General features: G+C 45.3%; 21 protein-coding genes. 2 read left to right on the forward strand and 19 right to left on the reverse strand.

Going from position 1 to position 22,567, the window contains the following annotated elements:
* The first annotated feature begins 64 nt into the window (after positions 1-64).
* Positions 65-2,461, forward strand: a complete 2,397-nt coding sequence (locus AC0VYA_RS16635; protein ID WP_475489000.1) for a fatty acid cis/trans isomerase — start codon at positions 65-67, stop codon at positions 2,459-2,461.
* An 89-nt stretch (positions 2,462-2,550) separates the two neighbouring features.
* Here AC0VYA_RS16635 and AC0VYA_RS16640 read toward each other — a convergent pair whose 3' ends face one another.
* The 3 genes from AC0VYA_RS16640 to AC0VYA_RS16650 form a co-directional block, all read right to left on the reverse strand.
* The gene (locus tag AC0VYA_RS16640; RefSeq protein ID WP_475489001.1) at positions 2,551-3,360 is read right to left on the reverse strand and encodes a PEP-CTERM sorting domain-containing protein; all 810 of its coding nucleotides are present in this window, start codon (positions 3,358-3,360) and stop codon (positions 2,551-2,553) included.
* Positions 3,361-3,595: 235 nt separating this feature from the next.
* Positions 3,596-3,844: a hypothetical protein gene (locus AC0VYA_RS16645; protein ID WP_475489002.1), complete on the reverse strand. Its 249-nt coding sequence runs from the start codon at positions 3,842-3,844 to the stop codon at positions 3,596-3,598.
* Between the two features lie 81 nt (positions 3,845-3,925).
* A complete protein-coding gene (locus AC0VYA_RS16650) occupies positions 3,926-4,822 on the reverse strand; it encodes a LysR family transcriptional regulator (protein ID WP_475489003.1) in 897 nt (298 codons plus the stop codon).
* A 115-nt stretch (positions 4,823-4,937) separates the two neighbouring features.
* On the opposite strand from AC0VYA_RS16650, the gene AC0VYA_RS16655 reads away from it, so the two are divergent.
* Positions 4,938-5,570: an NAD(P)-dependent oxidoreductase gene (locus tag AC0VYA_RS16655; RefSeq protein ID WP_475489004.1), complete on the forward strand. Its 633-nt coding sequence runs from the start codon at positions 4,938-4,940 to the stop codon at positions 5,568-5,570.
* 104 nt (positions 5,571-5,674) lie between these two features.
* Here the strand turns inward: AC0VYA_RS16655 and AC0VYA_RS16660 are convergent, their stop codons facing one another.
* From AC0VYA_RS16660 to AC0VYA_RS16735, 16 genes are all read right to left on the reverse strand, one after another.
* Positions 5,675-6,205: a CC0125/CC1285 family lipoprotein gene (locus tag AC0VYA_RS16660; RefSeq protein ID WP_011576041.1), complete on the reverse strand. Its 531-nt coding sequence runs from the start codon at positions 6,203-6,205 to the stop codon at positions 5,675-5,677.
* A 325-nt stretch (positions 6,206-6,530) separates the two neighbouring features.
* Entirely contained in the window at positions 6,531-7,004 is a 474-nt protein-coding gene (locus AC0VYA_RS16665; RefSeq protein WP_011576042.1) for an MgtC/SapB family protein, read from the reverse strand.
* 454 nt (positions 7,005-7,458) lie between these two features.
* Positions 7,459-8,808, reverse strand: a complete 1,350-nt coding sequence (locus AC0VYA_RS16670) for an alpha/beta hydrolase family protein (RefSeq protein WP_475489005.1) — start codon at positions 8,806-8,808, stop codon at positions 7,459-7,461.
* Positions 8,809-8,912: 104 nt separating this feature from the next.
* Positions 8,913-9,356 (reverse strand): PaaI family thioesterase, encoded by a 444-nt coding sequence (locus AC0VYA_RS16675; RefSeq protein ID WP_475489006.1) that lies wholly within the window; start codon positions 9,354-9,356, stop codon positions 8,913-8,915.
* 339 nt (positions 9,357-9,695) lie between these two features.
* Positions 9,696-10,619 (reverse strand): hypothetical protein, encoded by a 924-nt coding sequence (locus AC0VYA_RS16680; protein ID WP_475489007.1) that lies wholly within the window; start codon positions 10,617-10,619, stop codon positions 9,696-9,698.
* Between the two features lie 10 nt (positions 10,620-10,629).
* A complete protein-coding gene (locus tag AC0VYA_RS16685) occupies positions 10,630-11,280 on the reverse strand; it encodes a hypothetical protein (protein ID WP_475489008.1) in 651 nt (216 codons plus the stop codon).
* Positions 11,267-11,815 carry an RNA polymerase sigma factor gene (locus AC0VYA_RS16690; protein WP_475489009.1) on the reverse strand — a complete coding sequence of 183 codons (549 nt, stop codon included), beginning with the start codon at positions 11,813-11,815 and terminating at the stop codon, positions 11,267-11,269. Before AC0VYA_RS16690 ends, AC0VYA_RS16685 begins: the two co-directional genes overlap by 14 nt.
* Positions 11,816-11,889: 74 nt before the next feature.
* Positions 11,890-12,801, reverse strand: coding sequence for a LysR substrate-binding domain-containing protein (locus AC0VYA_RS16695; RefSeq protein WP_475489010.1), 912 nt, complete (start codon positions 12,799-12,801; stop codon positions 11,890-11,892).
* 235 nt (positions 12,802-13,036) lie between these two features.
* Positions 13,037-14,410, reverse strand: coding sequence for a porin (locus tag AC0VYA_RS16700; protein ID WP_475489011.1), 1,374 nt, complete (start codon positions 14,408-14,410; stop codon positions 13,037-13,039).
* A 393-nt stretch (positions 14,411-14,803) separates the two neighbouring features.
* Positions 14,804-15,505, reverse strand: coding sequence for a phosphate signaling complex protein PhoU (phoU, locus tag AC0VYA_RS16705; protein ID WP_475489012.1), 702 nt, complete (start codon positions 15,503-15,505; stop codon positions 14,804-14,806).
* A gap of 15 nt (positions 15,506-15,520) precedes the next feature.
* Positions 15,521-16,393: a phosphate ABC transporter ATP-binding protein PstB gene (pstB, locus tag AC0VYA_RS16710; RefSeq protein ID WP_011576051.1), complete on the reverse strand. Its 873-nt coding sequence runs from the start codon at positions 16,391-16,393 to the stop codon at positions 15,521-15,523.
* A 12-nt stretch (positions 16,394-16,405) separates the two neighbouring features.
* Positions 16,406-17,731 (reverse strand): phosphate ABC transporter permease PstA, encoded by a 1,326-nt coding sequence (pstA, locus tag AC0VYA_RS16715; protein WP_475489013.1) that lies wholly within the window; start codon positions 17,729-17,731, stop codon positions 16,406-16,408.
* Between the two features lie 2 nt (positions 17,732-17,733).
* Positions 17,734-19,128 (reverse strand): phosphate ABC transporter permease subunit PstC, encoded by a 1,395-nt coding sequence (pstC, locus tag AC0VYA_RS16720; RefSeq protein WP_473475500.1) that lies wholly within the window; start codon positions 19,126-19,128, stop codon positions 17,734-17,736.
* A 16-nt stretch (positions 19,129-19,144) separates the two neighbouring features.
* A complete protein-coding gene (locus AC0VYA_RS16725; RefSeq protein WP_475489014.1) occupies positions 19,145-20,230 on the reverse strand; it encodes a PstS family phosphate ABC transporter substrate-binding protein in 1,086 nt (361 codons plus the stop codon).
* A gap of 213 nt (positions 20,231-20,443) precedes the next feature.
* Positions 20,444-21,712, reverse strand: coding sequence for an inorganic phosphate transporter (locus AC0VYA_RS16730; protein ID WP_011576055.1), 1,269 nt, complete (start codon positions 21,710-21,712; stop codon positions 20,444-20,446).
* Positions 21,713-21,724: 12 nt separating this feature from the next.
* Positions 21,725-22,402 carry a TIGR00153 family protein gene (locus AC0VYA_RS16735; RefSeq protein WP_011576056.1) on the reverse strand — a complete coding sequence of 226 codons (678 nt, stop codon included), beginning with the start codon at positions 22,400-22,402 and terminating at the stop codon, positions 21,725-21,727.
* Positions 22,403-22,567: the final 165 nt, after the last annotated feature.

A 22,567-nucleotide genomic window follows, 5' to 3' on the forward strand; every position in this document is an offset into this window, starting at 1 on the left:
ACACCCTACCCCACACCGCTCGGTTTTAAATAAACACAGAGTGACTGCCTTAGTTGGACTCTTTATGCAAAATACACATTCCAGATGGATTAAAATATTCATCGCCGTCATTCTTGTCTGTTCGGGTTGCGCGACCATTGCCAATCTTGATTTCAACAAGCTTTATGGCCACGAAGCCCCAGTGAACCGCGCACCAGCCAGTGTCACGCAAGCGTTATTAGAAAGCCCTGCCACCGCATTCTACCAAACCAAAGTAGCACCCGTAATTGAAGGGCGTTGTGTTGTGTGCCATGCCTGCTACGACGCCCCTTGCCAGCTTAAGATGAGCTCGCCAGAAGGAATAGATCGCGGCGCGAGTAAAGAAGTTGTCTACCATGGCTCGCGTATACTTGCCGCCACGCCAAATCGATTATTTTTAGACGCATTAGATTCTCCCGACTGGCGCGAGCGTGGCTTTTATCCTGTGCTAAATGAGCGAGAACAAACCCCTAATGCCAACACGCAGGCGTCAGTTTTAGCAAAAATGCTGATGCTTAAACAGCAACACCCTTTACCTGCCGACAAATTATTAGACGAACGCTTCGATGTCTCTATCGATCGCAGCCAACAATGTCCTACCATTTCGGAATTTGATGGCTATGCCACAAGCCAAGCCTTTGGTGGTATGCCCTACGCTCTCCCAGAATTAACCGGTGAGGAGCACAATATACTCATGAGTTGGATAGAGAGCGGCGCTTATATGCCTGCTCGCGCACCACTGTCTGAAGCCCAAGAGACAGCGATAAACTCGTTAGAAGACTTTTTTAATGCTGACGATTTGAAAATGCAGTTAAGCGCTCGCTACATTTATGAACACTTGTTTAGCTCTCATTTGTACTTTAGTGAGATAACCGCGCCTAATACCCAACCACAGTTTTTTAATCTTGTACGTTCAAGAACGCCATCAGGGCAAGCTATTGATATCATTCCGAGTCGCCGCCCTTTTGATGAGCCAGGGGTAAAACGCGTTTATTACCGCTTGCAGCCTGTTATGTCGACCATAGTCAACAAAACTCACCAGCCTTATGCTATTCACAAAGCACTCACCGACAAATGGCAGAAGTGGTTTGTAGACGCTGACTACACAGTGACCGAGTTACCTAGCTATCAGCCAAAAGTAGCGGCAAACCCACTAACGGCTTTCACTCAGTTACCAGAAAATGCGCGCTACCGCTTTATGCTCGAGCGTGCACAGAACACCATTATGGGTTACATCAAAGGGCCCGTTTGTCGTGGTCAGGTGGCGTTGAATGTCATCAATGATCGTTTTTGGGTTTACTTTGTAAAACCAGAAGTGGCAGATTCACCCAAGATACACGCCTTCTACGAATCACAAAAAGACAACCTTCGCCTCCCTGCGGAACACGAGAGCACCGCATTTGCGGTAACTTGGCTTGAATATGCCTCACGACAAGGTGATTACATGCGTGCACGGCATGATTTCATGGCAACCGCCTTGGAAGATGGCCAGCATTTCACTGCTAACGATATATGGGATGGTGACGGTGAAAATGACAACGCCACGCTGACGGTGTTTCGTCACTTTGACAATGCCACCGTCATTAAAGGCTTAGTGGGTAAACCTCCCAAAACCGCTTGGGTTATCGACTACGCATTACTAGAGCGTATTCACTACCTGTTAGTCGCTGGGTTTGATGTGTATGGCAATTATGGCCATCAATTGATGACGCGCCTGTACATGGACTTTCTGCGCATGGAAGGTGAATCAAACTTTTTGGCCTTTTTACCGCCTGAAACGCGTCACGAAGAGTTGGCCTCTTGGTATCAAAAGGCTGGGCCAGAGCTAACCGAATTTGTTGAGGGTAAAATCAACCCGTTCGACCAACCTAGTGGCATGCAGTTTAAAACCCAGCACCACAAGAAAGAATTATATGATATTTTTGCTGAACATGTGAAAGACGTGCAACCCAGCCGTTACCGATTACAAGACAGCGAATTAGGTCAAAATAGCAAAGCCCTGCTCGGACAATTAGCCAACATCAAAGGCCAAAGCGCCTCAATATTGCCCGAGCTGAGCATGATCATGGTTGAGCCCACAAACGGTGATAAACCAGAGATTTTCACCTTGGTAAGAAACAGTGCGCATTTCAATGTGAACAGCTTGTTTTCTGAAGATGCTAATCGCGACCATGCCAATGATGACGTGACGTTAGTACATGGGTTACTCGGTAGTTATCCCGATGTATTCTGGCGGGTAAAAGAAGCAGATCTGGCCAAATTAGTGGCGAAAGCTCAGCAAATTGAAAACGAACAAGATTATGAAGCCTTCTTGGATCTATTTGCGGTAAGGCGCACAACCAAAGATTTTTGGGCATTCAGCGATAAACTCAATCAAACCTTCATGGAGCACAATCCGATCGAAGGTGGACTGCTGGATTACAATCGATTAGAAAACCGTTAGAGATTAAATTAAGTAAAAAGGGCAGCTACCTCAATCATCTCATTGAGGTAGCTGCCCTTTTAATTAGCTTTTTAGTGACTCTTTAGCCGTTATCTATTTTGTTTTCTACGTTTGCGCATTCCTGCAAAACTAAGCGCAAATACACCTGCAAATAAGCATGCAAAAGTCGATGGTGCTGACACCGGGACACTTCCAACCACAATATCAATTGAACTGGTGGCCAATTCTCCACCATTTGCATCTAGTACCGTCAAGTTATAAGTAAACATGCCCTCAGTGGCCGCATCAAGCAGGCCAGAATAGCCAAAGCCGCGATTCTGAGAATTCTGCGCAACACTATAATTACTTAAATTAGAGGCGTAGTTAGCAACATCCACTATCCCATCACCATTCGCAGTGCCGCTATCGCCCAGTTCGTTGTCAGTCTTTAAGGTAATGATATCGAAACTGACAAAGTCAGTGCCGGCTGTGGGGTCTACATCAAACTCAAACAGATAAGTAAAATCATCTAACATCGCGCCCGATGCGTTAGCGCCCGCGTCAACATTCACCGCGTACTCGAAATTAAATACTGAACGATTTGCAGGTAATAAGCTTAAGGTAGGGTCAAATGTATAAGTACGATCGCCGTCGTAGTTAAAGGTATTTTCAGGACTTCCGGAAGCGTTATATCTTAGCTTTCCTCGCAGGGCTACTTCAACGCCATTCAATGCTTCCCCTGTCCACGAGCCGTTTGCATTACCATCGCCAAAAATGACGTCAGGCGTAATATTGCCTGTACCATTGATGGGTGTCGCTAAAGCATTAAAAGACAAACTGAGTACAGCGGTTAAACTCAGCAGTTTGGCCATCTTAGTGATCAAGTTAGAACGTATTTTTTTGCTATTATTCTTCTGCATGTGACATTCCTTTTAGTAAAATCACAGCCTTACCAGCAAGAACAACACCACTTTAATTTTAACTTATGTATCAGACATTTAAAAAATCACAAAATACGAACGGCAGGCAAATGTAAATTAATTTGACAGAAAATTAACATAAATCACTATTTATAGCTTGAAAAGCAGTGAAATGGCACTGGGTCAAAATATACTCATCCTGAACTAAAGTACAAATACTTCACCGCGCGCCACTTTAAGGTTTACTGGTTTCAAGCGTCTCTTGGCGCTCACGTTCATACTCTTCAAAACGCTTGGCCTCCACATTTTCACACTCTCTAAATTGCACGTCAGAAAGTGCTGAACGCTCGCATTCACTCTTCTGATAAGACTGCCCTGCTTTGTAGAGTTGCTTATTCGTACAGGCAGATATCATCATCAATATCGCAACTGACACTGTCACCTGAGGTAAATAGCGCGATGTATTCTTCTTTTGAGTGAGCATATAAAACCTTTTTTGATAAATTTTAAAGAATTCTATCTATTGATATACTCAATCCTATAAAAGTTCATATTTCAATATTCATCAATTTGTAACCCGCACTATATCCGCTTGCCAACGCTCGACGAGAAAATCAATAAAAGCCCGCACCACATTTTGCTGGTGGTCACGAGACAAATACACCGCCCACAGATTACTGCCAGGTGTGTTGTAATCAGGCAGCACTTGAACCAGTTCCCGGTTCAGCAAATAATGATTGGCCAAATCACTTGGTAAACACGCAATGCCTAACCCGCGCAGCGCCGCCTTTAAAATAACGCCCATTTCATTGGCTTGTATGTTGCCTGATACAGGGACTTTCTCGTCGCTTGTTGCACTGACCACCCGCCAATGAGGGTTACTACTGTGAACAAGACAATTATGCGCGAGCAAATCACTGGGTTGATTTAATTTGGCGTGCTCCGCAATATAGCCAGGAGTTGCACACAGAACGCTATCGATGTGCATTAGTCTTCTAGCAATTAACTGCTGATGTGGTTGTTCAATATAGCGCAGTGCAATATCAACTCGCTCATCCACTAGCTGTGACAGCCCATCAGATAACACCATTTGAATATGGGTTTTGGGGTGAATAGCCACAAACGCTTGAATGGCATCAAACAGCATATTTTGACCAAGGCCAATTGGGGTCGCAACTCGAATGGTCCCAACGAGTTCGTGGTTGTGACTATGAGCACGGCTTTCCAGATCCGAAACCGAACTGAGTATTTGCTTAGCAAACCCCAACGCTTCTTCGCCTTGTATAGTCAAACTTACTTTACGTGTGGTGCGATGAAACAAGCGTAAACCTAACCATTGTTCGATATCTTGAACGTGGCGAGTCACTTGCAAACGACTTAATCCAATACTATCTGCCGCCTTAGTAAAGCTGCTACAACGCGCCACTTCCATAAAGCTCTGCAATGATGTGATCCGGTCCATTAGCATCTCAAAATGAAACAATGTTAATCATTAATCTGTATTTATCACTTTTTTCAACACAAGTAAACTGGCTTCACTTTCTTAACGCAACACAGTAAACAGTTGGAGAAACAATATGAAAATCGCAGTTTTAGGTGCAACAGGTTGGGTTGGTAGCACAGTAGTCACAGAAGCGAAAAGTCGAGGACATGAAGTAGTGGCAATCGTACGTGATGCTGCAAAGTTAAACGCTCAAGACGTTACCTCCCGGATTTATGATTTACGAAGCACTGCAGATTTCGCGCCTGTCGTTGCCGATGCGGATGTGGTTATCGCGTCTGTTGGTGGGCGCGCAGCAGGTAACCATGAAATAGTCGCAAAAGCAGCTGAGCGCCTACTGGCATCTCTTGCCAATAGCAGTAAACGTTTAATATGGGTAGGCGGCGCCGGTAGTTTAGAAATAGCGCCGGGTGTAGCGCTTGTTACCTCACCTGACTTCCCTGCTGAATATAAAGATGAGGCCATCGCCCAAGGTGAAGCCCTCGATGTATTTCGCAGCACTAAATCGAAAACACCCTGGACCTTCGTTAGCCCTGCCGCTGTGCTCTACCCGGGTGATAGCGAAGGACAATTTCGTATTGGCGGTGATGCATTTTTCACCAACAGTGACGGTGAGAGTAAAATATCGGTCACTGATTACGCCAAAGCCTTAGTGGATGAAGCAGAAAATGCTGAGCATGTAAATCAGCGCATTAGCGTCGCTTACTAATTCGTACTCTGTGACTAGCAAAAATAAAATAGCTCAACGTTGTTGGCGTTGAGCTATTTTCAGGTAAATTACAGCCTCGAAGTCAAACTCGGCAGTTGAGTATATTACTCCTGTAATGTGTCTTTCTTCGGCCCTAAATTTTCTGTCACTTGCGTCGCGTCAAAACTGGTACCTGAATTAGGTTGTGCCCCCTTACCCATCTCAATATTTAAAATACTCTCAATTTCACTTTGCTCAGAGCCGCCAATAAACACGCCTGTCTCGAATTGACTGCGGGGAAAGCGAGAGGTCCGGCAGGTCAACGCCCCACAGTCGGTTACTGTGGCGTAGCGGCGGCTAAAACCAACCTGCGGGCTAAGTTGCACGTTTTCTTTATCCACTAAGGTTTCCCTGTCTGTGACTACGAACCAGTCGTAACCTTGCTCTAAGGTCAGTTCCGCGGCGCGCAACATGGCGTAATCCATTGCTTTTGATTTGTCCGTGCCTCGGCCTTTAAAGTTCACGCGATATTGAGTGTCAGTAAATTTGCTTTCGGTATAGCCAAAACCCCCTTTGGTCGCTTCACGATAGTCAGGCTGACTTTCACAGCCACCTAGCAGAATCGCAGTGAGTAATAGCACTATATTCGTTTTCATTTTTGTGTCCCTCTTTTGGCCGGAGCCACCCAGCGTCTCATGATTGCCTGATGGTTTAGTTTGATGTATTGCACGCGACGTTATGAATTACTTTACCTTGTCGTTTTCGTTTTTTCGCCTTTCTATTTACCGTTTTGGTTTGTGTTTTGTAAAATGCAAAACCAGCGTGAAACTGAGTATAACATCCAGTGAACAACAAAATGTGTACCCCAAAAAGCTGAAGTCAATTGTGTTGTTTCGAACGACCTCAATCATGCACACTCCCATTTCACAGATCCAAAACCCCTTACGGTTTAAAGCATCTACGCTCTGCGTTCCAAGGGATTTAATCGTCTAGATGCTTCGCTCTTTGAACCTTGACGCTACGGGCGAACCGGAAAATGCAGAAATTCATCAAGGATAAAATCAGCGCGATTTCGTAGTTTTGATAGGCCACTGCCACACCTATCGCCCCTGTATTCCATATGCCCGCTGCGGTTGCTGTGCCACTGGCGCCATTTTCTTGCTTAAAAATAGCGCCACCACCAATAAAGCCGATCCCCGTGACGATACCATACATCACTCTTGCTTCTGCCTCGCCGTCACCTTCAGCATAAGCATTCATAGCAATGAGCATAAACGCGCACGACGCTAGTGCCACTAAAGGAAAGGTACGCAACCCCGCGCCTTTTGAACCACTTTCTCGGTTCAAGGCAATGGGCAACGCAAATAGAAATGCCAGACCTAGCTGGAACAAGTGATACACCACCAACTGAAGATCGATTTCAAAATTAATAAGATGCTCAGGAATAATATCCATTTTAATGCCCTGCTTTGTGTATAAATGCTTGTTGTCTAATGCTTTACGTTGCAACGCCTTGTATTTCAAAGAAGCGTATTACTGTGTAGTAAAGCGTTTGTAGTAGAGAGCAAAGCAAAAGCAGCGCCAGATAAATATTAATTAAAAATCATGAGCTTATGAAAAAAAGAAGGCTTCAATCAAGCGAATAGGTAGGAGGTTGTGTAAATTTTACCGTGACATTTAACCGTATTATTTAACCATGCGTGTTCCCATGACAAGTGAATCAAGAAGGATGAGATAGAAAATGAGAAAAACGAAGAAGCAGATGAAAGCGGTAGATAAGAAGCTGAAAAAAATAGCGTTTACAGTAAACGCGGAACCACCATTGTAAACACAGCGCCGTGTTTACAATGGCAAAACAAATCTACCATCCCACTTACCAATCCATAGCGTAAGGGAGTTACTATCGTTGTTATTTTTTAGGCGCTAGGGTCTCGAAGTGCAGTCCTTTGGCCGTGCGGTTTCCAAAGCCTTTCCAATAAGTATGTTCTGGTTTGGGCTCACCTTCTTCGTCAAGGGCGTAAACACCGCCGTTTGAATCGGGCACAATATCCAAATACGCTTCTTTAGACGTATCGTTTTTCAAGTATTTATCTAGCCATGCAGTCACAAAATGCTGTGCAATATTGTTCATGCGCGCATTATCCCAAACAGCATCGATATAATGCTCACTGATATTAAACCCTAATTCTTTATCAAACATATAGGACTCTTCTGGTGCCGGCATCACCGCACCCGCATTATGATTGGCATTATCATAAGTCAGAAGTGAGCGATTCACGTTGCTAGCCCCCTGCCAGATGGCACGAACGCCGTTCTCATAACCCGATACGTCGTCCTGAGAGCCTGCAATGAGCAACATAGGTACACTGATTTCTTTAAGGGTATCATTGCTAAACATGTGGTAATTCATACCCCATGGCGCAAACGCTATAACGGTCTTTAAACGCTTGTCTGCACCTGACTTAATGCCTGACTGATGACGTTTCAGCGTACCAAACGGCGGGCTTTGCTTGCTCGCTACCACTTGTTCAGTTACCCCAGCCCCGGCGTTAATCACCGCGCCGTAGCCTCCCATTGAATACCCGATTAGACCGGTATCAGAGGTATCAACTAAACCGTACAAAAATGAATCTTTGTCTTTCGCCATGCCCTCTATTTGTGATAACACGAAAAGCTGATCCACTGGGCGATTAACTAAAGTCGAAGAAAACGCCGCTTTAGTGCGATAAGTTGAGTCGGTGTGATCGATAGACACCACTACATAACCCTTCGAAGCAATATTTTCAGCTAAGTGCGCGAGCAAAAAACGATTCCCCGGGTATCCATGTGAAATAAGCACCAACGGAAAAGCGCTGTCAGTCATTTCAGGCTTAGCATCTCGCACAGCCTTACCCTGTAAATCCACTTCGGTTTTACCATCACGTATATAAGCTCTAAGAGTAGTATTGCCCGTACTGCCTTTTTGCGCTGGGTACCAAACTTCTAATGTAAGCGGCCGATCGTAACGGGGCAACGTTGCGGGCTCTGGTTTAGTGGGGTCGAGTTTTAGCATCTCAATCTGATTCGGGTTCGCCACTTCAAGCTGGCGTACGCCAATGCTGTGCTCACCATACGCAGCAAGCTCAGGGGCATCGGGGCGCTGGGTATCAATTCTATTTTCGGCAAATGCAGTTACATTTACCCCTAACGCTAATACGACGACGGCACCTTTGAGCCATATATTTTTCGCCAAGTGACTAGTTACACCCTTAAAACCCATTACCTACTCCAAAAAATAAAAAGGCGATTATGCCCACAAAAAATGACACTTTGCAGACAATTAGCATGCTGCTGTGCAAAGCATCTACAAAAAGAAAAAACTGGCTAGGACGCCCTAGGTCGCATAATCATACAAGTCGCGGACGCATAAGCATAAACTTTCCCCGATTCATCAATTAGCTTACCTTGTGATACGCCGAGTGAATTTGACATACTGATGACCCTGCCTTCTGCTTTTAACGGTGTGTCTTTAGGCACGGCCTTAAGCATTTTCACATTCAAATCAATTGTCCCGTAACCGACGCCCGCGTCCAACATACTATGCACGGCACATCCGGTAACCGAATCCATTACTGTTGCAGCGAAGCCGCCATGAACGCCACCTAATGGATTAATATGTCTATCATCGGCGGTAGCCTCAAAAATGGCCACGCCCTTTTCCACCGAAATAAATTTCATTGGGATAGTGCTCGCCATATTGGGATGCGGCAAATCGCCCCTGGCAACGGCCTGCATCATTTCAAGACCCGTCATGTTTGCAATATTCATCTTGATACCCTTTTCAAATTAATACTTATGCTCGAATTAATAACCACATTAGCGGCTGGCGAAAATCAAGGCTCCATCATGCTTGAAAGCATCGACAGCTATAAACGAACAACAATTTATGAAACGAGCAGGACAATTACCAATAAGTGTCGGTGATAAAGGGTTATATAGGGATTGAGATAAAAAGATTATATAAAGCTATTTACAGAAAACGGCGGTCGTATTTTTAGCTATACACAGAGAGGCCGCTAAATTTAGGTTATAGCCGCCTCTTTGAAAGCATTTCATTACCGATGAAAATGAGCGAAATGCAATAACGCTCTAGTGATAATACTAAACCTAAAAAGCATACACTTGGCTATTGTTCAGCAGTGCCTCGTGATTGATTTTATCTTTTACACAAGCCTGAATGTCGCTGTGCTTGAAGACGTAGACTCGGTCTTGATTACTGTTACCAGTCGATGAAGCAAAATTGCTAAGTACAAAATTTACATGTTCTTTATCATCAAGGGCGTTAAGCCCAGCACCATAGCGGCATAACACCTGGCCTAAATTCTGTTCGAAGTTGGCTAAAAAGCGCTTACGTTCTTGTTCGGCGGCCTCTTTTCGTTGCTGTAATTGCGCTTGGCGCTCGGTCTCGATTTTAGTTTTGTATCTTTCGACTTCTGTGCGTTTTGTTTGAAGCTTTTTGAGCTCAGCGTTTAACTCACCTAACTGCTCTTCGATGCGAGCTTTACGTTCGCTGTTACTGTTGCTTTTTTCAAACTCAAGATCTCGACTACGGCGTTCATACTCGCGCTGTTCCCGTGAGAACTCCCGCAGTTTTTCACCGAGAGACCGCAATTTACTGCTGGACTCCCGGGATAAATACTTAGCTCGCTCCATGGCGTCTTCTACTGCATCCTCTATTTCATCTTCGTCCATGTGAATGTCGATATCGAGGTCTTGCATGTCAAAAACGTTAGGCGCAAGCGGCGCGACAGGCACTGACGGATGACCGTCAGTAAAGAACATTTGCCTACTACCGTAGCGATTTAAATCCAGTTTAAATACCACACCTTGATTTTGCAGATAGGTATAGCCGATATCTCGTATACTCAAACTTCCTCTCTGGTTATCTTGCTTGAGTGCGGTTTGCAAAATACTGCTCATTATTTCCAGCTCGCCAGTCAATTCCTGCTTATTCGTGTCAGCTAAAACGGGGGATGACCACATGGCGACAAGCACTGTGCTGAGAGCGAAAATACGTTTAGACATGTTCATAGGGCTACCTCTACTGTTGAATACTTTCTAATGCGACGCCTGTCGCATCATGATAAACGTCTTGTTGTAATTGATTGAGTTGGCGCGCATAAAAGAGTTGATCATCGCTGCGCTGCTGATTAACAAACTTAATCAGTTCGGCAAAGTCTTCGCGGCGCTCCTTGCGACTTGAACTCAACAAATAGTTCGTCAGTTGGCTTGCGCTTTCTAACTGCTGTTGCTGTAACGTTTGTGCATACAAAGTAAATGCGTCTTGTTGATTTTGTCTAAACGCATCTAACTTGCTATCAACTAATTTCACTAATGCCTGTTCTGACTGTCCTGAACCGAAGCGAATACGCAGTTCCCCCTCAGAAGTGGTGACTTGCGTACCCGTTAACACCAGCACAATAGCCAGCGCTGACGTCACCAAAGATACACCGGATAACCAGGACCCACTGTTATTGGCTTGCTGGGGCTCGAAGGTAGCGGCTTTATTCCACTGTGGAACCTCAGACGAGGAGTAATCATCAGCCCCTATTTTAACCATAGCGGCCGCATCTACCTGCTCAGCAAATTGACTATCTTGGATACAGCGCTGTTCAAATTCGTCCCGTTGTTTTGGGGTCAGTTTGCCCTCTAGCCACAAGGCCAGAAGTTCGGCGTTGTCATAGTTCGACATAATCCACCTCCATTAAGGTTTTCATTTTAGATAACGCGCTGTACAAACGAGACTTTGCCGTATTAACCGACATGCCCGTTTGTTCAGCGATTTCTTCAAAGGTAAAATGCCCAAAAAATTTCAGCTCTATCACTGATTTTTGTGCCAAAGGCAATTGCTGCATCGCACTGACCAATTGCGCATTACGCTGTGTGTTCTCTATATGTTGGTCAACGGGTGCGGTGTCGCAGGGTATGTCAGGTGCATCATCAAGCCCTTGCATCGGGCGCTTACGGCGATAAAACTCGATGCAACGATAGTGAGCAATTCTAAATAACCAGCCTTTAAAACTCCCATCGCCCCGGTAAGTGGCTAGATTGCGAAATACCGAAATAAACACATCTTGCAGCAGATCTAGCGCGTCAGCGTTATTCCCGGTCATGCGCAGCCCGTAATGATAAACAGGCTTTTCGTAGCGTTTGAGTAGACTAAACCAGGATTTTTTATGTCCTTTCAGTGCTTTCTCTATTAACTGTTCGTCACTCTTCTCAAACACCAAATCGATTCCCTATTGTGTTGACTATAAATAAAGTCGAAAGGCCGGTTTAAAAAGTTTGAATAAAAGAAAATTTATTTTTTCAAGGTGGGAATTGGTGTCAAAGGCGCTAGCAATTCAGCTAAATAGCGAAACAAGCGAACACGTGTGGTTGCATTGCGCCACACAAGGCCAATTTCACGATATGCACTGTCTTCTGCCGGTAGCGAGACCAATTTTGAAGTACTCAGAATATGATTCTGTATGGCTAATTCAGGCATAAAGGTAAAGCCCAGCTTACTGTTGGCAAGCTGCACTAAGGTGTACAAACTGCTGGCGGCAAGTGTATTGACTTGCTCTTTATGGCGTAAGTTGCACGCACTTACCGCGTGACCGGTCATACAATGCTCTTGCTGCAGCAAAAAGACACTTTTGGCTGGCAATGCAGAAACATCCATGGGCATTGGCAAAGTATCCACTAAATCAGAATGGGCAATCAGATGAAACGGGTCATGGCCAATCACCAACTGTTTGCAGCCTGGGGTTTCCATGGGCAAGGCTAAAATCAGTAAGTCCAAAATACCTTCATTTAACTGGCTGAGTAAATTAGTGGTGGTGTCTTCCTGAAGCTGCAACGTGATACCAGGTAAGTTTTGTTGCACTGCACTGATCAAACCCTCGAAAAAAAACGGCGCAATGGTAGGGATCACGCCTATTTTCAAATTACCAGATTGCCAATCCCCGGCCGTTTGGGCGAAATCTACCAGCTCATTGGCATCATTTAACAACCGGCGGCTGCGCTCAACTAGCTCTAATCCAAAAGGCGTAAAAACAAAGGTTTTGTGTTCACGCTCAAGTAATTGACAGCCAAACTGCTCTTCTAAATTCTGAATGGCAGTGCTTAATGTGGATTGGCTTACATGGCAATGATCAGCAGCTCGGTGAAAATGCTGCTCTTGGTGCAAGGTAACAAGATAATGCAGGTGTTTAAGATTAGGCCACTTCATGTGAGACTCATTAATAAAAACGATTGATAAGCCAAGTTTAAATCAAATATGCAGGCGTTTCTTGTTGATTTTGCATTCTTTTTTATTGCTCAAAGGTGAAAGTGAGGCGGTAAATGCTAAAGCCGCTCCTGACAACAGCATTGCCCGCGTTTGTTGACGTTAATTCGACAAGTTGCAGGCATTTCGCGAGTGCAATCTAGCGTCACAGATGACAATAGGCGGTGTCCGTATCGGCTTAAAACCCTAGTTGTCCTCTTAAGCCAATAACATTCACAGAAAAGTCGTTTGGTGCCCCTTCTGCAATATTAAGGGCATCTGAGTAGGAGAGATGAGCATAATTAAATAAGAAGCGTACTTCATTTATGGGGGTCCAAATCAGCGATGCCATGTAGGCATCCTGTGCACCGCCCACTATACCGGCATCAACCAAGTCGAGTCGGTCAAAGCGAACGTTAATCTGCCACGCCCCTGTTCCACCATTGCTAACAGGGTCGTTTACTTTCACACCTTTAAACACGCCGCCTTTGTATTCGCGCGTGTCTTGGGTTAAGTAGTAGCCAGCTTCTATAGAGCCACCAAAAAAGGTCGGGTCAGCAAATTCTGAACGAGTTACTTGAGCCCAATGAGTTTCAGCTACGACATGAAGACGCCCAGCAATGACCGCCGCTTCAAGACCATAACTGAATTCGTCCGTTGCGCCAGAAATGTCATCTGTATTAATAAAACGGGTATCAACACTGTGAACAAACGGACGCTGACGGTATCGAATACTGTCAATTTCATTACCTAAGTCGCGCACATGTACTGAGCTACCCAAGTGAATAAAAGTATCGTCGACAACGGTAGTGTAACCAACTCGACCATCCACGCTGAACGAATTATTACCATCGTTTAAATCATCTATGTTATCAGTAAACACGCCACCTTCGAGGAGAAAGTCGTTGAGCTTATAAGTAGCAGAAAGGCCCACTCGACGTTCAAAACCGAAGGCATCCGTGTAAGCTGCACGCTCTACAAAACTCGTATCATTACTGCTTGATAACTCTTCAAGCCCTTGGAAGGTATTGTGCTGACCGAGCGTAAGCTTTAAAGGACCATCTTCATAGGTAAAGTAGGCATCCGTTAGCTTTACGCCATCTAGATAATCAGCGATAAGTTTGTAACCGAAGCCCCCTGGCATCGTACCCTGAATCCCAAATCGAAGACGCCTGGCTTCACTGGAAAAACCTTCTCCTGGTATATCAATGCTTGAAGGCACAGACGAAAGGGTATTGAAATCATAAAGCACGCGCCCCTTGGGTTTTACACTCCACCCACCATCGCCTTTAATCTCAGGCGCACCTTTCCACTTAATAGAGACAGGTGCTGCATCTTCATTAGCAACCACACTAGTATTCTGGTCTTGTTTCTGTTCTTTTTGCGCTAAGTCAACCTGCTCGGAGCCAACAGAGTCCAGTTCGCTGCGCAATGAGCGTACTTCTTGCTCTAACTGATTGATGCGTTTAATGAGCGAGGCTAAATCTTCGTCACTAATAGTTTGTGCATCGGCACTAATGGGCAATAAGGCGACTAACGAAAAATAGGCAATTAGGGGAGATTTAATCTTCATATAAACGAATTCCAATTATACAGCCGTAACCTTATGCAAAGGGCAATGGTATCTAGCAATCAAATTATTAATGACTTCTTGTCTGATTGTCCCTGATTGCAACCTGCCATTGGCTAACACTATGGGTATCGAGATTACGACTTACTGTGCTTTATCAATGCTAAAAAACATACGATATTTGTTCGCATGTTCAGTATATGGTGCATTGTACTGAATTGCGCGCAATGTATGACACTTTTGTGACGATTGAATGACAAAATGACAGTTATGTGAATAATTTATGAAAAGTTGGCAGCGTGCGGAGAAAGCGACTCCAGCGAACGAAAGACAGAAACAACGTAGAACCACTGAAAAACGCGTTTCAGGCGCGCGTTTCAGCCACGATAAGAGGGATTAAGACTTGTTTAGTCTCTTTTCTATTTCATGCACACTGGTGTGACGCACGTCATACCCTTTGACCAGATATATAATGTGCTCAGCGATATTACGCGCATGATCGCCAATTCGCTCAATTGAGCGAAGCGCCCATAAAATATTCATAACGCGGCCAATCGAGCGTGGGTCTTCCATCATATAGGTGACAATTTCACGCATAGCGGATTTATATTCTCTGTCTACTTGGGTATCGGCCCGAGCGACATCTAAGGCTTTGGCCGCATCAAAACGAGCAAACGCATCCAGCACTGAATTCACCATTTTTTGTACTAGTGCGCCCATGTGACGAATTTCTTCGTAACCACCTGGCGCTGCACCATCATCACTTAACGCAATGGCCATTTGAGCGATTTTTTGCGCTTCGTCTCCCATTCTTTCTAAATCACGGGTCATTTTGGTGACCGATAGCACCATGCGTAGATCTGACGCTGCGGGTTGGCGACACGCTAAGATCATGGTGCAATTCTCATCGAGTAGTACCTCACGGCGATCGACATCGTCTTCCACTTCCAGAACGTGTTCGGCTAGCGGCCTATTAACAGATTCTATGGCTTTAACTGAATCGATAATCTGTTGCTCAACTATGCCGCCCATTTCTAGGACTTGGCTTTTCAGTGCTTCTAAATCAGAGTCAAAGCGCTGAGAAATATGGCGTTCCATATTATGCTCCTTAGGTTAACCGAATCGGCCGGTAATGTAGGCTTCGGTAAGCTCATGCTCTGGATTGGTAAATACGCGGCGTGTGTCGTTTACTTCGATAAGCCGCCCCATGTGGAAATAAGCCGTTCGACTCGACACCCTAGCGGCTTGTTGCATAGAGTGCGTGACTATGGCGATGGTAAAGTTTTGGCTTAATTCCGCCATCAGCTCTTCTATTCTAGCCGTTGCAATGGGGTCAAGCGCTGAACAGGGCTCGTCCATTAAAATAACTTCTGGGCTTACCGCTATTGTACGGGCAATACACAAACGTTGTTGTTGCCCGCCGGATAGGCCGGTGCCAGGAGAAAACAAGCGGTCTTTTACCTCATCCCACAGGCTAGCTTTACGCAAACTGTCTTCGACAATCTCATCTAACTGGGCACGTCGTGAAACCAATCCATGCACTTTTGGCCCGTAGGCCACATTTTCGTATATCGATTTAGGAAACGGATTGGGCTTTTGAAACACAATACCGACTCTCGCACGCAGCGGTACAACATCTTGCTTTTTATGATAAATATCCTGTTCATCAAGCGTGACTTCACCATTAACACTGCAGTTTTCTATGGTGTCATTCATGCGATTAAGGCAGCGCAAAAAAGTGGATTTACCGCAACCTGATGGGCCAATCATCGCCATCACTTCATTGCGATTAATATCTAAACTCACGTCGTGGATGGCCTGCTTGTCATCGTAATACACATTCAAATTACGCACCGACATTTTAGCCTTCGCTGAAAAAGGGTTACCGACGGTTTTTTGCCCCAGGCCATGCTGAGAAAAATCTAAGGCCTGGCCTGTCTCAGCCATAGGGTCAAACAAACGGTTGTATCCTGACTTTGAATTCACTACCTATTCCTACTATTGATGACTGCGACCAAGACGATGGCGCAACCAAACCGCTAAGCCATTCATCGAAATTAAAAAAGCGAGTAACACCATGATTGCCGCTGAGGTACGCTCAACAAAGGCACGCTCTGGGCTATCTGACCAAAGAAAAATCTGTACGGGTAAAGCACTAGACGGATCCAATAAATCCGCGGGCACATCCACAATAAATGCCACCATGCCTATCATGAGTAATGGGGCCGTTTCACCTAATGCTTGGGCGAAACCAATAATAGCGCCGGTTAACACGCCGGGCATCGCAAGCGGTAAAACATGATGCAGCACAACCTGCATTTTCGATGCGCCAAGTCCATAGGCTGCATCTCTTATAGAGGAGGGTACCGCTTTAATCGCCGCGCGACTTGAAATAATAATGGTTGGCAAGGTCATCAAGGTCAATACCAATCCGCCGACCAATGGAACTGAGCGCGGCATATCGAAAAACCCGATGAAAATAGCTAACCCCAACAGCCCAAAAATAATTGAGGGCACTGCGGCTAAGTTGTTGATATTCACTTCAATGAAATCAGTGGCTCTATTTTTAGGCGCGTATTCCTCTAAGTACACCGCAGCGGCAATACCTATGGGAAACGACAAGCCAATGGTGACCAGCAACATATATAAAGAGCCCATTAGTGCGCTGCGAATACCCGCTTGCTCTGGCTCTCGGGAGTCACCTGACGTAAAAAAAGTGGTATTGAACGTTTGCCTTACTTGCCCGTTTTCAATCCAGCGGTTTACCCAGCTTTGCTGCTGCTGACTCAAACGGCCAGTGTACCCCTTTCCGCCATGGGCAAGACTTTTGACGTAATTATCCACATCATCATCGACCGTTAGCCATATCCCCACGGATTGGTTAAATACGCTAGGTGAATCAGTCAAGATTTCCCTCAGGCTGTACACCGCCCCGGTACTGATCAAACTCAGCAATTGTCGCTTATCCACAGCACTCAATGATGCGGGCGATATACGTGCATTGTCTGCAAATAGCGCGTCCTGAACAATATTATCGTAGTTAGCATTATTGAATTGCTCGATAGCACCGGGCTGTGATACCTGCAAACGCTGGGGGGTAAAATGAACCTGTAAATAAATCTGGGTCTTAAAAAAAGCACCATGTCCTTTGCTGATAATATCGCTAAACAGAATGAGCAAACAGACAAAGCCAAATAGGATGGCCCCGATGCCGTACACACGAAAACGCCATTCAGCGCGCTTACGTTTAGCAAGATTCCGGTTAACTAAGTCGATGGTGCTAGGTATCTTAGTAAAGGGCAATTTGTGACTGGCTTTACCCATGATTATTCGTACTCTTCACGATATTGGCGCACCACGTACAAGGCCACATAATTGAGGGCTAACGTCACGGTAAACAGCATTAAGCCCAAAGCAAATGCAGACAAGGTTTTAGGGCTATCAAATTCTTGATCGCCTACTAATAGCGTGACGATTTGCACGGTAATAGTAGTCACTGACTCAAGTGGATTTGCCGTAAGATGCGCGGCCAAACCAGCCGCCATCACGACTATCATGGTTTCACCAATCGCCCGTGATGCCGCCAATAACACTCCACTGACGATACCCGGCAACGCCGCGGGAATCACCACCCGCTTGATGGTCTCAGACTGTGTTGCCCCTAATCCTAATGACCCATCACGTAGTGACTGAGGCACCGCTTTTAAAACATCATCGGATAAAGATGAGACAAATGGGATGATCATCACGCCCATCACTAAGCCTGCAGCCAGCGCACTTTCAGAGGATACCTCTAAGCCGAGAAAGCCTCCGGATTGACGAATAAACGGTGCCACGGTCAGTGCCGCGAAAAAACCATACACAACCGAGGGTATACCCGCCAAAATTTCAAGCATAGGTTTGACGATGGCGCGCAATCTTGGGGTAGCGTATTCTGATAGATAAATCGCTGACATCAACCCCACTGGTACGGCAATCAGCATGGCAATAAAGGAAATAAGCAGTGTTCCTACAAACAAGGGAACCGCCCCAAAAGCACCGGAGGCGCCTACTTGATCAACACGCAATGCCGTCTGAGGGCTCCAATGTGTGCCGAATATAAATTCAAAAAAGCCCACAGATTGGAAAAACCGCAAGGATTCAAATAATACCGACACCACAATACCGATCGTCGTCAAAATAGCGATGCTAGCGCACAGTAGGAGTGTCCATTTGAATATGCGCTCTACTTGTTGACGCGCCTTCACTTTGGGTTTTATTCGCGCCCAACATAACGAAAAAGCCAAAAACAAAGTAACCAACACCACGACCGATAGACTAAGCTGGCTAAGTTGCTGCCATCGCAAGTAATCTTGCCCTGCTTGAATGAGGTAATCAGGCGTGCTGCTGCTCAGTAACGCATTAGGATACAAGGCTAGATTAATCACGGTATTGACCATCAAATCAATTTCGCTTGCGGGCAAGGCTTGCACCGATTCTGGTAACAAGTTCACAATAGCGGCGTGAACTGCGTAATCATCGAGGACAGTCCAAGCAAACACGATCAACAAGCAAGGCAAGGCGCACCAAAGCGCGCTAAGCATGCCGTAGTAATAAGGTAACGAGTGGAGCGCAGGCTTTTTGCCAGCTCGATAGGCGATATCAGACGCACGATTACGCACTAAAATATAAGCGCCTGCAGCACATAGAAGGGTCAGAATGATGAGTGTCGGGGTCTTCATAGCGCGTATATCTTATCTATTGATGCATAGTTGGGTGCAAGGCGTTGATTCGATATTCGATGGCTTGGCGTTCTGATTTGGTCAGTGGGATCATACCCTTGCGCGGCAAATAGCCACTTTCGCCGGACGCATTATCACTGATAAATTCGCGTATAAACGCCTCTATTCCTGGGATCATACCAATATGTGCTTTTTTAACATAAAAGTAGAGTGGTCTTGAAATAGGGTAATCACCATTGGCAATAGAGCTAAAGCTCGGAAGAAATCCATCGATTTTAGCGCTTTTAATGCGGTCTCTATTCTGATCAAGAAAGCTGAAGCCCAATAAACCCAGCGCATTTGGATTGGCATTTAATTTTTGCACAACCAGATTATCATTCTCCCCCGCATCAATGTAAGCGCCGTCTTCCCGTAACATCCGGCATAAGCGTCTTTGCTGGCTTTTTCGGATTCTGGCTTCTTTTGACGTTGCCTGTGCCTGGCTTTGTGGCTCACTCATCTGAGCTAACCAAGTAAAGGTATGACAGCCATAATCGAGTACCAATTCAGAAAAAGCATCTCTTGTGCCTGAAGTCGGGGGAGGACCAAACACTTCGATTTCGATGTTCGGCAATCTAGGGTTGATGTCTTGCCACGTTATGAACGGATTATCGATGGTGGTTGCACTACCATCTGGATTTGGCACGCTTTTAGCCAATGCTAGGTAGAGTTCGCGGCGTGTTAGCGGGATACTTTCAGCCAATTTACTTTGCGCAAGCACGATCCCATCAAAGCCGATCAAGATTTCAATCACTTCGTGAACACCGTTTCGCTGGCATAGATCAATTTCTGATGGTTTGATCCGCCGGGATGAATTGGCAATATCAGGAAACTTCATTCCCACACCTTGGCAGAATAATTTCAACCCTCCACCAGAGCCAGTCGATTCAATTTTGGGTGTATGAAACGGTGAGGTTTTGCCGAAACGTTCAGCAACGACCGTGGAGAAGGCATACACAGTTGAAGAGCCGACAACATCGATATAGTCGCGCATAGCGTTAGCTGGAGCGCTGATTAGCGTCCACACACATGCACAAATTATCGATAAAGTACTTGGTTTCATTCAACTATTTTCATAAGAGACTCAAATTAGCTGCCCATAATATGACAGTTTTATAACGGTTATATTACAGTCGCGCCAAAGGGCTAAATTTTCTTCGATACCAACGCCATTAGGTGAATTTCACATATAAAAAAACAGAACCTGTACCTAGCCCTAAGGCTGAGAGTACACGGGTTCTGTTTTTATTTGGCGGCTGCCCGCCAACTTGTGTCCCTATGGAGCGAAAATACCTTTAAGGACAAAGAAGAACAATATTGACAAGCCAGCGCCTGCGGGCAAGGTTACCACCCAAGACACCACTATGTTGCGCACTACACCTAAGTTAATCGCGGCGATACCACGCGCCATGCCTACACCTAATACGGCCCCCACTAAGGTTTGCGTGGTTGAAATAGGCAAGCCAGTACCAGACGCTATTACCACGGTGCATGCTGCAGCAAGCTCTGCCGCAAAACCACGACTAGGAGTAAGGTGAGTAATACCATTTCCTATGGTAGCGATAACTCGGTGACCGAAAAGCGCTAAACCTGCAACAATACCTAAGCCACCTAACGGTAAAATCCACCAGACCAACCCGGCTTTGCTGGTTATTTCACCATCATTGTGAATGATACTAACGACGGCAGCCAGGGGCCCAATCGCATTGGCTACATCGTTTGAACCATGGGCAAATGCCATGCAGCATGCCGTCACGACCATCAGAATAGCAAACACTTTTTCAACGTTAGCGAAATGGGTACGCTTGTCTGCTTTCTCATCGTATTTAATGCGATTTATTGCGTACTTACCGACAATCCCTACCAAAATAGCGATGGCGATAGAGACGTAATATCCCTCGGCGGCTCCAATTTCAAAACCAATATGCTTCAAGCCTTTTTTGATCGTCACCAACGACATTACAAAGCCCGCTGCGGCCATGTAAAAAGGCACATAACGTTTAGCGTTGTTAAATGGCTTATCAGTATCAAAAATGAGTTTTTGCGCACTTTGGAAAATAAGGAAAGCAATGAAACCCGATATAGCAGGGGTTATCACCCAACTCCCCACTATGCCACCGACTTTATTCCAAGCAACAGCATCAGCACTTACTCCTACAGCGGCGAAGCCCACTAGTGCGCCCACAATTGAATGTGTAGTCGACACCGGCCAGCCTAGATAAGAAGCAAAGCCCAACCAAATACCAGCCGCAAGTAACGCGGATATCATTCCGTATACTAATAACTCGGGACTTTCAATAAAGTAGGACGAATCTAAAATACCTTTACGAATGGTGGACGTTACCTCACCGCCCGCCAAATAAGCCCCGGCAAACTCAAATACCATAGCAATCAAAATCGCTTGCTTGATAGTCAAAGCTTTAGAGCCAACAGATGTGCCCATGGCATTTGCTACATCATTTGCACCAATACCCCATGCCATGAGGAAACCGACCAAAGCAGCTACAACAATGAGTGTGAAGCCGTATGTTTGTAAAATATCCATTAATGCTTTCTCTTAATTGGCTAACATGAGTTCGAGTCTTGAACCAACTCGCTCTGAAATATCAGCCAACTCCCCAACCCATTCGATGATGCTGTATAAAAACATGACATCAATCGGGTTAAGCTGTGACTCTAATTCCAATAACTCCCTACGTACAGCAACTTGCATGACGTCGGTATCATCTTCAATTTTATCTAGATCGACGATCATATCTTCCACTAGGCGCACTTCACGTCCACGAAACCCAGTTTCAAGTAAATCCTCTAGCTCGTTTATCACACGTTTTGCTTGTTTCGTTGCATCTAGGCAACGCTCCAAGTAAGCCATGAAGCTTTCACGCATGATCACTGGAATATCCATGTGTCGACCTAACACACGACCAGAAATATCTTTCGCTTTGTTAGCAATTTTGTCCTGCTGGGTTAACAACTCAAGAACGTCTTGACGCTGAATGGGCATAAAAATACCGCGAGGCAAACTGATGCGAAGATCTCGCTTAAGCGTGTCAGCTTGCTTTTCTAAATTAGAAATTTCTTTCTGAAATAGTGCTGCTTTTTCCCAATCGCCGGCGAAAACAGAATTAAAAAATGGAAGCAGCCCTTGGCTACATTTGTTCACCACTTTAATGTGATCTTCAAGCGGCTTCAGGGGAGATTTTGCGAAAACCCCAAGAAATGTGTTTGTTGGCATACGTTAAGTATCTCTATGGTTTAAATACTACAATTCGAATTTAATCGTCGCGCATGATACCTGAAGAAAAATGACAGTAACATGACAGTGACGTGCTTTTCGTATCAGTTTTACAACACATGGTAATAATAGCGCTCAATTGGCATTTCAATAAACTGTCACATT

It is taken from the genome of Paraglaciecola sp. QJM3NY_14, from assembly GCF_056173245.1.